This is a genomic window from Rhizobacter sp. P2_H2 (assembly GCF_056403375.1).
The window spans coordinates 1-13,982 of the sequence record NZ_JBFUFP010000049.1 but is presented as its reverse complement, the minus strand read 5'-3'; the positions used below and the strand labels follow the sequence as shown (position 1 = coordinate 13,982).

The 13,982-nt window shown below is 69.0% G+C and carries 13 protein-coding genes and 1 pseudogene; 6 read left to right on the top strand and 8 right to left on the bottom strand.

Features of this window, described 5'->3' with window-relative positions:
- Window positions 1-21: 21 nt before the first annotated feature.
- Together AC1D15_RS05730 and AC1D15_RS05725 are read right to left on the bottom strand one after the other, a co-directional pair.
- A complete protein-coding gene (locus AC1D15_RS05730; RefSeq protein ID WP_477825245.1) occupies window positions 22-900 on the bottom strand; it encodes an MCP four helix bundle domain-containing protein in 879 nt (292 codons plus the stop codon).
- A gap of 183 nt (window positions 901-1,083) precedes the next feature.
- On the bottom strand, window positions 1,084-2,109 hold the full coding sequence (locus AC1D15_RS05725) for a DNA glycosylase AlkZ-like family protein (protein WP_477825244.1): 1,026 nt from the start codon (window positions 2,107-2,109) through the stop codon (window positions 1,084-1,086).
- A gap of 146 nt (window positions 2,110-2,255) precedes the next feature.
- On the opposite strand from AC1D15_RS05725, the pseudogene AC1D15_RS05720 reads away from it, so the two are divergent.
- Together AC1D15_RS05720 and AC1D15_RS05715 are read left to right on the top strand one after the other, a co-directional pair.
- Window positions 2,256-2,383 (top strand): annotated as a pseudogene (locus tag AC1D15_RS05720) (SDR family NAD(P)-dependent oxidoreductase); the annotation flags it as partial.
- Between the two features lie 163 nt (window positions 2,384-2,546).
- Window positions 2,547-4,394: an aspartyl protease family protein gene (locus AC1D15_RS05715; RefSeq protein ID WP_082004530.1), complete on the top strand. Its 1,848-nt coding sequence runs from the start codon at window positions 2,547-2,549 to the stop codon at window positions 4,392-4,394.
- 130 nt (window positions 4,395-4,524) lie between these two features.
- Here the strand turns inward: AC1D15_RS05715 and AC1D15_RS05710 are convergent, their stop codons facing one another.
- Window positions 4,525-5,394 carry an NmrA/HSCARG family protein gene (locus tag AC1D15_RS05710; RefSeq protein ID WP_477825243.1) on the bottom strand — a complete coding sequence of 290 codons (870 nt, stop codon included), beginning with the start codon at window positions 5,392-5,394 and terminating at the stop codon, window positions 4,525-4,527.
- A gap of 41 nt (window positions 5,395-5,435) precedes the next feature.
- Window positions 5,436-6,374: an NADP-dependent oxidoreductase gene (locus tag AC1D15_RS05705; RefSeq protein WP_477825242.1), complete on the bottom strand. Its 939-nt coding sequence runs from the start codon at window positions 6,372-6,374 to the stop codon at window positions 5,436-5,438.
- A 103-nt stretch (window positions 6,375-6,477) separates the two neighbouring features.
- On the opposite strand from AC1D15_RS05705, the gene AC1D15_RS05700 reads away from it, so the two are divergent.
- Window positions 6,478-7,353 (top strand): LysR family transcriptional regulator, encoded by an 876-nt coding sequence (locus tag AC1D15_RS05700; RefSeq protein WP_465112023.1) that lies wholly within the window; start codon window positions 6,478-6,480, stop codon window positions 7,351-7,353.
- 9 nt (window positions 7,354-7,362) lie between these two features.
- On the opposite strand, the gene AC1D15_RS05695 is transcribed toward AC1D15_RS05700, so the two are convergent.
- Window positions 7,363-9,012 carry a lectin gene (locus AC1D15_RS05695; protein ID WP_477825241.1) on the bottom strand — a complete coding sequence of 550 codons (1,650 nt, stop codon included), beginning with the start codon at window positions 9,010-9,012 and terminating at the stop codon, window positions 7,363-7,365.
- Between the two features lie 171 nt (window positions 9,013-9,183).
- Complete coding sequence (locus AC1D15_RS05690; RefSeq protein ID WP_477825240.1) at window positions 9,184-9,558, bottom strand: GFA family protein; 375 nt, start codon at window positions 9,556-9,558, stop codon at window positions 9,184-9,186.
- Between the two features lie 69 nt (window positions 9,559-9,627).
- Here AC1D15_RS05690 and AC1D15_RS05685 point away from each other — a divergent pair, with 69 nt between their 5' ends.
- Window positions 9,628-10,050, top strand: coding sequence for a VOC family protein (locus AC1D15_RS05685; RefSeq protein ID WP_477825239.1), 423 nt, complete (start codon window positions 9,628-9,630; stop codon window positions 10,048-10,050).
- A 6-nt stretch (window positions 10,051-10,056) separates the two neighbouring features.
- Here AC1D15_RS05685 and AC1D15_RS05680 read toward each other — a convergent pair whose 3' ends face one another.
- Window positions 10,057-12,285, bottom strand: coding sequence for a hypothetical protein (locus AC1D15_RS05680; protein WP_477825238.1), 2,229 nt, complete (start codon window positions 12,283-12,285; stop codon window positions 10,057-10,059).
- Window positions 12,286-12,409: 124 nt separating this feature from the next.
- Between AC1D15_RS05680 and AC1D15_RS05675 the strand changes: the two genes are divergently transcribed.
- A complete protein-coding gene (locus tag AC1D15_RS05675; RefSeq protein WP_477825237.1) occupies window positions 12,410-13,285 on the top strand; it encodes a helix-turn-helix transcriptional regulator in 876 nt (291 codons plus the stop codon).
- Window positions 13,286-13,428: 143 nt separating this feature from the next.
- Here the strand turns inward: AC1D15_RS05675 and AC1D15_RS05670 are convergent, their stop codons facing one another.
- Window positions 13,429-13,758, bottom strand: coding sequence for a hypothetical protein (locus tag AC1D15_RS05670; RefSeq protein ID WP_477825236.1), 330 nt, complete (start codon window positions 13,756-13,758; stop codon window positions 13,429-13,431).
- 5 nt (window positions 13,759-13,763) lie between these two features.
- Here AC1D15_RS05670 and AC1D15_RS05665 point away from each other — a divergent pair.
- Window positions 13,764-13,982: hypothetical protein (locus AC1D15_RS05665; RefSeq protein ID WP_477825235.1), on the top strand; the 219-nt coding region annotated here is incomplete at its 3' end.

Here is a 13,982-nt window from a genome sequence, read left to right as displayed (position 1 = left end):
CTCGGTGGTCGTGGCGGCGATTTAGCTGGCGGTGGCCTGTTGCTCCTTGGACGTGGCGGCGATCTCGGTCGCCGAGGTGTTGACCTGGATGCCGGACTGCTGGACCTGGCCAAACAAGACCGTCAGTTGCTCCGTCATCCGGTTGAAACCCTGCGCCAGCGTGCCGAACTCGTCGCGCCGCTCCAGGTTCATCCGCTGAGTCAGGTCACCGGTGCTGATCGCGTCGGCGGCGGTGAGCAACCGGCCCAGCGGCCGGGTGATCGATTGCAGCAGCACATGGCCGAGCGCCAGCCCCAGCAACAGGGCCGCAGCGAGACTGACCACGATGGCCATGTTGGCTGTGGCGACCGATCTCATGATCTGCCGGCCTGACTCCTCGGCATCCGTCATGTTGTAGTCGACGATGGATTGCACGGCGGCGCGGATCTTTTCGAACTGCGGGTCGAGCTGGCTGTGCAGCAGCGCCCGGGCCTGGTCGTTCTTGTTGGCCGCGCTCAGCTTCAGGATGTCCTCCTGCGTGCGCAGGTAGGCATCGGCGGCGTGAAGGCTCTTGAACGCGTCGTAGTTCTCGCGATCCCCGGCCGTGAAGATGGTGCCCTCGTAGCTCCTGGTCAGGTTCTCCAGCCTGGCACGGTTGGCCCGCAGCTTTGATTCGACCTTCCGGGCCTCGGATTCTTCCGTCTCGAGCACATGCTCCTGGGTCAACGTGTAGTTCTCTTGCCAGGCGGCCATCAACTGACCGCTGTGCAACATGCCGGGCAGGGCCTCCTTCTGAAGGGTGGTCGCGTCCTGTGCGACGTGCGCGAGGCAGGCGTAGGCGACGGCGCCCATGACGATCATCAGCGCCAGCACGGCGGCGAAGCTGGCGAGAATGCGGTGCCGTATGGTCCAGTTGGCCATGAAGTTCGGTCCCTCACCATGATTTGCGCCTCACCCGGCCACAGCGGACAGGTCGACGTAAAGCAACGGACCATACGCCCTATCCAACGCCTTTTCCATGCGCCGCCGCACATAGGGCCAAATCTTCGCGCTCTCGGGCGTCAAGCGAGCGTTCGAGCTGGCGCTCTCGCTCTCGCTGCATATTCAGGCGATCCAGTGAACGCGTGTCGAATTCGCGGCGCCGGGTAGCGGCAGCGATTCCGCTTCGGCTGTGACCGCATCGCGATCTTCGGACGACATCCGCTGCCACGGCTGGACCGTGACGTCGCGGCCGGCGCGGCGCCACGTACCGACAAGTTCGCCGTCGAGCATGATGGCGCCGGGCCAGACGCGGGACGTCCACAGTGCAGCGCGACGGTCCGCCTCGGGAACCAGCAGCTCGCGATCCGCGCCCTGGAGGAGGAAGTACGCGTCCCCGCTGGGCAGGAGCCGCACGCCTTCGACCGGCCCGGCGATCGCCCGAAACCCGGCCTCCTGCTCCGCCAGGATCCAGGCGTCGCCGGCCGGCGTCCGCACGGCGACGAGGTCTGGCGCGAGTGCCTTGTGCGCCGCCAGTGCGGCGACCTTCGAGATCCCGGCCCACGCGGCGAAGCCCTCAGCCGTAGCGGGACCAAAGACGTGCAGGTGCCGGCGTGCAAGCTCGAGTTGTGCCTGCGCCGGGTCCATCGCGGGCCGCTCGACGGTCCGGACGGTCGGCCGCTTGGCACCGTCCCAGCGAATCAGGACGGTACCGGTCGCTGCCGCATAGCGCAGCGAGTTGGGAGCGACGTTCATCCCTTGTCCTGCCTCGGCGTAAGGCATCGCCCGTCCGTCGAGCCATTGGTGCAGGCGATCGGCGAGATCCTCGGCCCTGCGCCGCTGCGCACCGCCGGCCGGCAGCCTGCCGAGCGAGAAGACGGCTCGATCTTCGGCCGCGACGGCGTAGGCGCTGAACCGGGGACCCCAGAGCTGGACAAGGGACGAATCCGCCCAGGCTTCGGGCGTCGTGCCTGCAACCCGGGCATGCAGCGACAGGACCGCTGCTCGCGGCACGCTGTCCTGGAGGCCGGCGAACGCTGCGCGCCGCACCGATGCCGCGCCGGGTGACAGCCGCATGGCGAGCCCGTTGGCGTCTCGTYGATGGCCCAGGATCTGCTGCCGTGTCAGCTCGAGAGGCCGCAGTGTGTGCATGCCTGTCATTGTCCACCGCGGCTCTCCGTGTGTCCGCCCCCAGGGTTTCCACGATGGCCCCCACGCACATCGCCGATGCCCCGCCGATGTGTCCGCCCGCCATTGAGTCCCCGCCTCGTCGAACAAAGACTGGTCCGTTCCCGACCGTGCACCCGGCGGTGACCCGCTGGGGGCGCATCGACATCCTGGTGAGCAACGCCGGCATCCTGCGCGACAGGAGCTCGCGAAGATGTCGCTCGACGACTTCAGGCTGGTGCTCGACGTGCACGTGATGGAGCGCMGTATGCAGCCGCAGTTGACGTTGGAGAGAATGTGAACCTCGCGGGGGCGGACATACTCGACTTGATTCCAGATCAGGTCGAGGAAACCTCTGCCGTTCTTGTGTCTGCGAGCGGCGGCCTTGCCAGATCAACACGAGCACCGAGGGGGAAATATTGATGCAATGGCGTCGTCGCTTGCTGCGAATTGGCGTGGGTGTGTCCGGCGGTTGCCGGCTCCTGTTGTGCCGGGTGTCGTCGGCACTGGTGGCAGTGCCGGCCTTGCTGGCGGCATCGTCGACTTGGGCCGGCTGCGATCTCAAGCAGATGGAGATCCCGGTGCGCGTGGTCGACCAGCGCCCGATTGCAATCCTGACCCTCAACGGGACCGAGGTGCCGATGCTGGTGGACAGTGGCGCCTTCTTCAGCATGCTCAGCGAGTCCACCGCGACACAGCTGAATCTGTCGTTGCGCAGTCTGCCGTATGGCATGCGCATCGAGGGCTACACGGGGCGCATCCATGCGAAGCTGACACGCGTTCAAACCCTGGGACTGCTCGGGGCTGAATTGAACAACGTGGAATTCATCGTCGGTGGCAACGAGTTGGGCGCCGGCATCATGGGGATTCTGGGCCGCAACATTCTGTCGATGGCGGACACCGAGTACGACCTGGCGCACGGCATCGTGCGCCTGAGTTTTCCGAAGGGTGCGTGTGCCGAGACCAACTTCGCCCATTGGGCCGGCGAGGCCCCGGTGATCGAAGCACCGCTTGGGACGACCCGGCATGACAGGGACACGGCCATCCGTGTGGCAGTCAGCATCAACGGCAAGCGCACGATGGCGCTGATGGACACCGGAGCGCCACATACGTCGTTGACGCTGGCGGCTGCCCGCCGCGCCGGCATCGACGAGGGCAGCCTGACGCCTCTGGGGCGCGTCGGCGGTGCGGGGGAAGGCCGCGTGAAGTCGTGGGCAGGCCCCGTCGCGTTGTTCGAACTGGGCGGGGAGAAGATCGTCAACACCCGCCTGGAGATCGACGATGCCGACGATTCGGAGCAGGGCATGCTGTTGGGGCTGGACTATTTTCTGTCGCACCGCATCTATGTCTCACGCCTGCAGGACAAGGTCTACGCCACCTGGAATGGCGTCGCCCCGTTCGCGTTCGCTCGAGCGGCCCCGGGCGAGTACGACGCTCGTTATGCAGCACTGCCGAAAGATGTCGGGAAGGACGATGCCGATGCCTTGGCGCGTCGGGGATCCGCTGCCATGGCGGCGGGGAACTACACGCGTGCCCTGGAAGACCTGAACCGAGCCTGCGAGTTGGCACCCGAGGTGGCCGACTACCTGTATGCCCGGGCGCGGCTGCATCTGATGATGCGCAAGTCACAGGCCGCGCTCGCCGATCTGGACGAGGCCTTGCGACTTGATCCCCAGCTGAACGAGGCGCGCTTCCGCCGCGCCTGGGGGAGAGTGGCGCTCGACAATCTATCGGGCGCGCAGGCTGATCTTGCACAACTCGACGAGGTTTTGCCGCCATCCTCTGCCCTGCGTGCGGACATGGCAGAGTTGCACGCCGTGCTTTCCCAAGCCCCGCAGGCTCTGCGGCAATTCGATCTCTGGGTGAATACCCACCAAAGAGACGCGCGCCTCGCCAGCGTTCTCAACAGCCGCTGCTGGATGCGCACGCGGCTCAACATGGAATTGACGCTGGCCCTGCAGGATTGCAAACAGGCGGTGGACCTGGATGAGGGGTCGGCGGCATATCGCGACAGCCTCGGCTGGACCTACTTGCGCCTGGGAGATGCGGCAAAGGCCAAGGCGGCCTTCGATGGCGCGATCAAGGTGCAGGCGCTGCCCTTTTCGCTGTACGGACGAGGTCTGGCGAAGCTGCGTCTGAACGACAGCACCGCCGGACAGCAGGATCTGGCAGCGGCCCGCAAGCTGAAACCCTCGATCGACAAGGACGCGCGCACGGAGGGCTTCGATTTCGTGGACGACGTGGCGCCGCCTGGGGTTTCGGGGTCGTGAGGATCACCGCCCGATCCGCGCCTGTGCCTGAGCCTCGACGAGGTCATGGCGCACGCCGGCGAGACCGTGCCGGCGTCGGGCCGGAGCCGTACCGGCTGGAGCTGGCCGAGGCCGAGCTCCAGCAGGCACTCTAGGCTGCGGCGACGGACTCCGCCACGAAGGCGGCGTAGGTGCGCAGCGGGCGTCCCAGGATCGCCTGCAGGCGATCCACCGCGCCGTCTTCGCCCCGCATGCCCAGCTTCTGGATGCCGGCCATCATCAGGCGCATGTCGTAGGCCAGCCAGGCCGGGCCGAACGACGCCATCTGCCCTTCGAAGGCGGCCACGTCGTCGCCGCCGTAGGCGATTTCGCGACCGAGGGCGGTGCTCCAGGCCTTTGCCGCGGAAGTGCCCGTCAGCGCCTGCGGGCCGACCAGGTCCAGCGTCACGCGCGGGAGCGGTGCAGGCGCCCCGTCACGGCGCAACAGCTCGGCGACGGCGAGGTCGGCGATGTCGCGCGCATCGATCATCGAGACGCCGGCCGTGCCGATCGGCATCGGGTAGACGCCGTAGCCCTCGATCACCTGCCGGACCGTGCCCTCGTTCTGCATGAAGTAGGCCGGACGCAGGATGGTCGCCGGCATGTCGAGGCTGTCGATCATGCGCTCGACCGTGTACTTGCTCGTGAAGTGGGGCACGTTGGTGTACTGGTCGGCGTGGATCACCGACAGGTAGACGACGCGCTCGATGCCGGCCTCGCGCGCCAGGTTCAGCGCGATGAGGGCTTGCGTCACCTCATCGGGCGTGACGGCATTCAGCAGGAACAGCGTTCGCACCGACGACAGCGCGGCGCGCATCGAGGGCACGTCGGTCAGGTCGCCGACCACTTCGGTGACGCCTGCGGGGAAGCTGCGCTTGCCCGGCTGGCGAACGAGGGCCTTGACGCTGGCGCCGGCGCCGGCCAGGCGTTGAACGATGAGGGAACCGATGGTGCCGGTGGCACCGGTGACGAGGATGCTCATGTGAATCTCCAGGGAATGATGGATCGGGTGGTTCAGAGGGATCAGCGGGAGAAGTCCGCCACGACCTTGCCGGTGCGCGAGGTGGTGCGATTGCGTTCGATGGCCGCAGGGAGGTCGTTGAAGCCGACCACCTCGCTGACCGGCGACTTCAGCGTGCCGGCGGCGACATCGGCCGCCAGCGTTTCCAGCAGCGCAGCGTCCGGCTTGTTCATGAACCACAGGCCGCGGCGGCCCGCCGGGGTGCGCGCCAGGATGTCGGGGGACGAGGTGCCGACGATGGCGYCGTTCTCCGCCAGGACCTGCCACGAGCGATCGAGGACCTCGCCTCCGACGTAGTCGAGCACCAGGTCGATGTCCCGGGCGATGTCCTCGAAGCGCTGGGTCTGGTGGTCGATGACGTGGTCCGCCCCGAGACCGCGCACGTACTCGACGTGGGCGGTGGCAGCGGTCGCGAAGACCTCGGCCCCCGCCCGTTTCGCGTACTGCACGGCGTGGCCGCCGAGCCCACCCGCCGCGCCGTGGATCAGGATGCGCTGGCCGGGGCGGATCGGACCCGCGTGATGCAGGCTCTGCCAGGCCGCCACGGCTGCCACGGGAATGGCGGCCGCCTGGACATCGTCGAGGCCTGCCGGCRTGCGAGCCAGGTTGCCTTCGTCGACCGCCACGACATCGGCGTAGGCGCCGAGCCTGCCCGGCGCTCCCATGACGCGATCGCCGACACGAAAGCGGGAGGCGCCGGGGCCGACGGCCTCGACCACGCCCGCCAGTTCGATGCCCAGCACGGCCGGCAGTTGGAGCGGGAAGGCGTCCCGGACGTAGCCCTCGCGGACCTTCCAATCGATGCCGTTCACGCCGGCGGCCCGGACCCGGACCAGGACCTCGCCGCGTCCGGCTTGCGGGCTGGCGATCTCGGCCACCTCGGCGGCGCTGGCGCCTCCATAGGCCCGGATCAGTACGGCGCGTTGTCGAGTGGTGCTCATTTGAAGTTCCTCGTATCAGGTTGCGATGACGAGAAGATAGACCGTTGCACTGATAAAACGAAGACGCCAGAATGTAGATACACCGTTTCAAATATGGAACACCATGGATCTGAACGCACTGGCCGACTTCGCGCTTGTCGCGACGAACGGGGGGTTGGGCAAGGCGAGTCGCGCCAGCGGCAAATCGAAGGCGACCTTGTCCCGGCGCATCTCGGACCTGGAGGAGCAACTCGGCGTGCGGCTCATCGAGCGCAGCGCCCGGGGGCTGAAGCTCACCGAAGCCGGCGAGCTGTTGATGGCTCGAACCGAAGGGCCGATCCACGAGGTGGCCGAAGCCATGACCGCGGCCCGGGAGGGGGTGGCCATGCCGCGCGGACGCCTGCGTGTCGCCTCGCCCGTGCTGTTCTCGCAACTGGCGATGGGGCGGATCAGCGCGGAGTTCTGCGCGGCCTACCCGGAGGTCACGTGCGAGGTGGTGGCCGAGGACCGCCTGGTCGACCTGGTCGAGGAGCAGTTCGATGTCGCCATTCGCATCAACCCGAGCCCGGACAGCAGCCTGGTGGGGCGGTGCTTCGCGAAGGACCGGCTGGTCGTCGTGGCCGCTCCCTCGGTGCCGATGCCTGGCCCGGGTGCGGTCAGGGCCGTTCCCGGCATCGTGTCCTCAAGCTTCCAGCCGACCCATTGGAAGCTCGACGACGGACGGCTGGTCCTGGACCCCATCCCGAAGCTGAGGCTGTCCTCGTTCCTGATGGTCCGCGACGCGGCCGTCGCCGGCGCCGGCGCAGCCCTCATCCCGCAGTCCATCGCATGGAACCAGCTGACCCGCGGGGAGCTGGTTCAGTGGGGGACGGTCTCGGGCGTGGAGGTCGCGCTGTGGGTCCTGCACACATCGAGGCGACTGCCTGCGCCGAAGGTCCGGGCGTTCGTGGAGTTCATGTGCAACCGGTACCCGGAGGAATCGCTGGTGCTGATGGGGTGAGGGGGGTGATCACCCGCCGATCAGGTCGAACTGCTCCCACGGCCCGATCGCCGTCCGGTTGGCGATCAGCGGTGCGGCGCCCGCGCTCTCGGCCGTCACGTAGCGGTTGTTGACCAGCGCCCGCAGCGTGACGCTGCCGTTCGGGTTGCGGATCAGCTGGAAGGTCTCCCACAGGCCGATGGCCGTGCGGTTGGCGATCAGCTGCGAGTTGCCGGCGTTGTCGGCGGTGACGAGCTTGCCGTTCGCATGCGAGCGCAGCGCCACGTTGCCGCCGCCGGCATCCAGCAGGTCGAACTGCTCCCAGCCGCCGATGGCCGCGCGGTTGGCGATCAAGGCGCCGTCGCCCGCGTTCTCCGCGCACACATAGGCGTTGTTGACGCGTGCCCGCAGGCTGACGACCCGGCCGGTGACCGGCGTCGTGCCGCCGGCCACCGGCTGCGTCGGGCGGGTGGGCGTGAGCGCGATCTGGCGCTTCAGCATGCGGCCGCCGTCGGCGGTGAGGCGCAGGTAGTAGTCGGACGAGCAGGGCGTGCCGTCTTCGTCGAGCGCGAGCATGCCGGAGTTCGACGGCAGGAAGGCCGTGGTCTCGGCGGTCTTGGCGATCTGGTTGCCCTCGTTGTACTCGTCGAACATCGAGATGTAGATGCCCTGCGCGCCCACCCGCACCATGTTGTAGAACTGCCGCCACATGAAGTCGCCATGGGCCCGCTGGCGCGCGCCCAGGTCGCCCGGCAGCACGCACGGCTGGTAGTCGATGCCGTGTGCATTGCAATCGGCCTGGTCCTGCTGGTTGGCATTGGCGTAGAACCAGTCGGAGCCGGCGGCATCGCCGATGCGCCCCACCATCCACGGCGAGATCATGTTGAAGGCGTGGTACACGTCGAGGTAGCCGGCACGCGAATCGCTGTTGCCGTTGCGCCACCAGGTGGGCACGCCGCCCATCACGTAGCAGCCCTGGGCCTTGAACCAGTTGATGACGTCGAGGCAGGCTGCCKCCGGCCACGGGTGGTTGTCGTCGTTGAAGCCGAAGCCCCAGATGCCCACCACCGGGCGGCCGTTCTGCTTCGCGTAGGCGGGCGAGGCGACCAGCGCCGCCATCTTGTTGGTCCAGTCGGCCTTGATCTCCGGCTGCATGTTCGCCCAGCCGCTCACGTCGTACATGATGTAGAACTTGCGCCCGGTCGCCTCGGCGGCAGTGCGCACCTTGGTCGCCATCGCATCGCGCGTGGCGCCTTCGCCGCCGTTCGGGTTGAAGCGCTGCAGTGCGGCGGTGTCGCAGCCGTTCTGCTGCATCCACAGGAAGTGCGTGTTGACGGTGGATTGGTCGTACGACGAGAACAGCGTGGCGGGCGAGCCGTTGTTCAGGTTGCCGTAGTCGCTGCGGTAGCCGGCGGCGTAGTCGCGCATGTCGGGCCACGCGCTGATGGCCTTGTTCGACGGCGACGGCGGGCGGCCCCAGTCGTTGGACCAGTGCCACCAGCCGCGGATCGGCGCGCCATCGCCCGCGCAGGCGAACCAGCCCTGGTAGCCGACGGTGATCTTGCCGACCACGTCGCCGACGGGGCTCGCGGCATGGGCCGCTCCGGTGGCGAAGGGCAGGGCGCCGGAGGCGGCGCCGGCGGCGGCGGATCCGAGGAAAGTGCGGCGGGTGAGTGTCACGTGGGCTCCAGGTCTGAAGGGTGCGGGCGGATCCTAGGCAGCCGACCTGTTCAGATCTGTGTGCGTGTGCGTCCGTTGCAACGCGATGTATGGGCGAAAGTGGATACGGTTCCACTCTGCGCCTGCGCGCCTGTCGTCACGCGATGTTTCCAAATCGCGGTGCAGCGGGGTTCAGGTGCGGTCCTCGTCGAACTGCTCGGCGCCGTCGACCGGCCGCAGCCATGGCTCGCGGCGCTTGACCCAGAGCTCGTAGCTCGGCACCAGCGGGGTGGGGGCCTGCGACAGCAGGCCGAGCTTGATCTCGGCCTCTTGCTCGTCGACGGAGAACAGCCGCGACCCGCATCGCGTGCAGAAATATCGCCCCTTGWAGTGGGCCGTGTCGCCGGCGTGCTCGAACTGCGGGGTCGGCCAGATGCCATAGAAGGTGAAGGCCGAACCGCTTTCCTGCCGGCAGTCGGTGCAGTGGCAGATGCCGACGCGCAGTGGTTCGCCCCGCACGGACACCCGCACTTGCCCGCACAGGCAGCTTCCCGAAAATGCTTTCATGGTCGAGCCTCATCCTGTCCAATCCACACGGACGATCAAACCTTGCAAGGACTCGCCATGTCAAGCACGTTGCCGAGCAACAAGTCGATGCCCGCTGCGGCCGTCATTCCGGTGCTGCCGTACCCCAGCGTTCCCGAGGCCACTGAATGGCTGTGCAAGGCCTTCGGCTTCACCGAGCGCCTGCGGATCGGATCGCATCGGGTCCAGCTGAATGCGCCGGCGGGGCAGGGCGCGGTGGTGGTGGCGGCGCGCGGGCCGTCCGCCGAGGCCACCTCGGCTTCCGTGGTGGTGCGGGTGCATGGCGTGGACGCGCTGTTCGAAGCCGCGTGCGCCCACGGGGCCACGGTGATCGGGYCGCCCCAGACGCACGTCTATGGCGAGCGCCAGTTCACGGTGGCCGATCCCTTCGGCCATGTCTGGACCTTCTCCGAATCGGTGGCGGATGTCGATCCGGCCGCGTGGGGCGGCGAGTACCTCGGCGAAGGCGACTGAGCTGCATCACGCGGCGCCAGCCCGGAATGCGGCCTTCATCCGCGCCTCCAAGGCCGTTGCATCGGCATCCCGGTGCGTGGCGCGCGCCGCGTGGATCGCGAGCAGATAGGCCCGACGCGTCGGCCGCGCCGCAAGGTTCTGCTGCGCCAGCGCCCAGGCCTGCTCCGGGGCGTCGCCTGCACCCAGGTAGAACTCGGCCGCGTGATCGGCAAAGGCGAGCGGATGCCTCGACAACAGCGCCTCGAAGCCACGCCTCGCCCGCTCGATCTCGCGCTCGCCGCGAGTGCGGTGCCCGGCGCGGACGTGCAGTTGCCCGAGCAAAGCCAGGGCCTCAGGTTCATCGGTGTGCTGCGTCAGGCGCTCGAGCCGCGCCGTCGCCGCCGGCTCGTCGCCACGCCTCACCTCCAGCTCGGCGAGGTGGATGTTCGCCACGACGAAGGCCGGCAGATGTCGCACGGCCTGCGCATACATGGCCTCGCCGCGCACCGGGTCATCGCCTTGCTCGGCCCACATCCGGCCGCGCATGAACCAGGTCCATGCATGGGGGAACGGCGAGGTCGTGTCGAGCTCGTCGAGCGCGGCGGCGTACAGGCGGTCGGCCTCGTCCAGGCGGCCCACGGCGGCATACGCGGTGGCCAGTGCGCTGTGCGATGCGAAGCCGGGGCGCCTCGCCACGTTCGACTCCAGTGGCGCGATCGCGTCGTGCGCCCGCCCTACCGCGACCAGGATCGACGCGCGCTGGGACGCCACCTTCTCGCCCTCGGCGCCAGCCCGCGCCGCGGCCTCCACGTCGGCCAGCGCATCCGCGAAGCGATGCACCGCCGCACGGCTGCGTGACCGGCGGAGCAGGTCGTCGGCGGTGTGCACATTCCGTTCTGCGAGGTCGACGACGCGGTCCAGCGCCGCGTAGTCGGCCAGCGTTCGCGAGCGCAGCAACAGCAGCTCGTCGATGCCCGCATCCCCCGCGGCCTGCGCGATCAGGTGGTCGAGGTTGGCGATGGCGATCGCGCCGTCGGTCGTCGCCGCCAGGAACGGGAACACGGTCGTCGAATGCCGCTTGTCGTCGTGGTCGACCCCGTCGTCGACGGTGTCCGGCGTGCCGCGGATCAGCAGCGAGCGGAACACGCCGTTGACGTTGTAGTTCGGCGTGCGGCCGCCGCAGTCGTTGACCGGTGCGCCCTCGGCCGCCGACTCCACCGCCAGGTAGCGGGTGCAGGTCGAGACCCGCGAGTCCACCCACAGCCTGTCGTCGGCCAGCAGCCTTGCCAGCGGCTGGTAGCGCGCCGGCGTGTCGTCGYCGCGCGCGGCCAGCCACTGGTTGCCGAGGATGCCGTCGAAGCTGTCGTACAGCGCCAGGTTGCGGCCGATCTCGGGCGCGAACTTCTGCCAGTCCACCGGGTCGGCGCGGTTGTACTCCTCCTTCATCGCGTCCGCGTCGTCGCTCGAGCCGATGGTGTGCAGCAGCGCATTGCCGGTCAGCGCGCGCCCCATGCGATCGATCGGCTTGCCCAGCAGCGGGCGGCCCGGTGCGGGCCGTTGCCGGTAGGTCCGCCCCCAGACCGCCAGCAGCGGGCCGCCCTGGTTCACGACCGACAGGTCCACCGAAACGACCAGCGCCGAGGTTTTCCATCCGGCCAGGAAATTCTTCGCCGGCTCGCCCTGGGTCTGGCGCCACTGCGCGAACACCTGCGCGGAGGTCTCGGCGTCGAACGCGAAGCAGCCGGCGGCATCCTTCGGCGCCTTGCCTTTCTGGATCGCATCGGCCGCAAGGTTCAGCGCGGCGCGCGTGCCCTTCACGTTGTTGAAGTACGGGTCGTCGCGCAGCCCGGCGAACACCCTGAAGCGCTTGTGGCGGCCTTCGAGGCCCTCGGCCCGGCTGGCATCGCCGCGCAGCTCGTCGCGGATGTCGCCAGGATCGCCCGCCCAGCATTCGGCCGCGTTCGCGACGTTGAAGCGGCACAGGATCGTCGTGCTGCTGGTCGTGCTGCCGAAGCGCGGGCCGCTGTCGACGTGGAACACGTACTGGACCTGGTCGGAGAACTGGCGGCCGACGATGTCCATCACCAGGTTCAGCCGCCGGCCGTCGGCGGAAGTCCAGGCGTAGAGGTCGCCGATGTCGGCTGCCGGGTCGGCGATCACGGTGGGCGTGTCGAGGTGGTCTGCCGCCTGGGCGGCCGGCGCCATGCCCATCGCGGCGGCGAGGCAGGCCAGGGCGCAATGCAGTCGGGTGTTCATCGTTCGGTGTGGATTGATGGAGGAGCTGCCAGCGTAGGCACTGCACGCGCAGCCGACTTGGCAAAAACTGCTGTCGCCCGCCCCCGGCTCCTAGAATTGCAGCCACTCCACCACCCGGCACGCCATGCCTGCTGCTCCGTCCGAAGGCCCCGCCGCCGACCGCGACTACCGCCCGCTGCGCGGCGCGTGCGGGCTGCACCTGATTCGCTGCGCGTGCCGCGCGGGTGCCGGCGAGCGGCCCCGTGACGAGGAGCACCGGGCGTTCTCGGTCACGCTCGTCGAACGCGGCTTCCTGGGCTACCGCACGCGCGCCGGTCGCGCAGTGCTCAGCCCCGGCTGGCTGATGCTCGGCAACCCGGGCGAGGGCTACGTCTGCTCGCACGAGGAAAGCGACGGCACCGGCGACGATTGCGTGGTGCTGTCGGTCTCGGCGCGGGCCTTCGACGACGCATCCGCTGCGCTCCGCCTGCCGGGCTTGCCTGCGCGCTTCGGCCGCGCGGCCTTGCCGCCGTCGCCGCGGGTGTCCGCGCTGCTGGGATCGCTGGCGGACGACGGCATCGAGGGCTTCGCGCTCGAAGAAGCGGCGCTGCAGGTGATCGGCATCGTGCAGGGTTCGCTGCACGAGGGTGCGGCACCGGCGGCCGTGTCTCGGCAGGACGAGCGGGCGCTGGCCGCCGCGCACTGCATCGAGCGCCGCGCTGCGGAGCTGCTGACGCTGGACGACGTGGCTGCCGCCGTCGGGCTGAGCACCTTCCACCTGATGCGCGTCTTCAAGCGCTCGATCGGCGTCACGCCGCACCAGTACCTGATGCGCGTGCGCCTGCTGCGTGCGATCGACCTGCTGCGGGACACGCAACAGCCGGTGACCTCGATCGCCTACGAATCCGGCTGGTCGGACCTGTCGAACTTCACCCGCACGTTCCAGCGGGACGTGGGCTGCTCGCCGGGGCAGTTCCGGCGGGGCGACAGGAGGCTCCTCGACGGGGCGCCGGGCGCCTGACGTTTGGTTGCAAACGGGCGCATCTCCGTCACGGGGCGGTCAACACTGGGCGGCAGCCCCATCCCAGAATCGCGCGGCCTTCCGGCCTGACGTGAGACTGCGAGAGAACAAGATGAAAAAGGGAACCGCCCGTTTGCATGGGATCAGCAGCTTGCTGATGTCGTTGTGCTTGACCGCTTGCGGCGGATCGTCGGGCGACACGCCGGCGCCGCCGGTGGGCAATGCGCCCGCTCCTGCGCCATCTCCGGCACCGACCCCGGCGCCCGCACCAGCACCCGCGCCCGCACCCGCACCCGCGCCAGCGCCAGCGCCAGCGCCAGCGCCCACACCCGCTCCGGCTCCTGCACCAGCACCAGCACCAGCACCAGCACCAGCACCAGCACCCACGCCGGCCCCGGCCCCGGCCCCGAGTCCTGCTCCGGCACCCGCACCCGCACCCGCACCGGCACCGGCACCGGCACCGGCACCGGCACCGGCGGTGGACCAGGGCACGACCCTGACCACCTGGGCCCCCGCGGGCGCGACCGAGAAGCCCACCGTCACGCCCGGCACCTGGCGCGCCGGCGGCCCGAACCCCGAGCAGTCCGGCTTCAGGCTCGTCAAGGAGTCGGCCCACTTCGCGTTCTATTCCGACGAGACGCTCTCCGATGCCGACCTGACCCTCGCGGCCAACACGCTCGAGAACACCGTCTGGGAG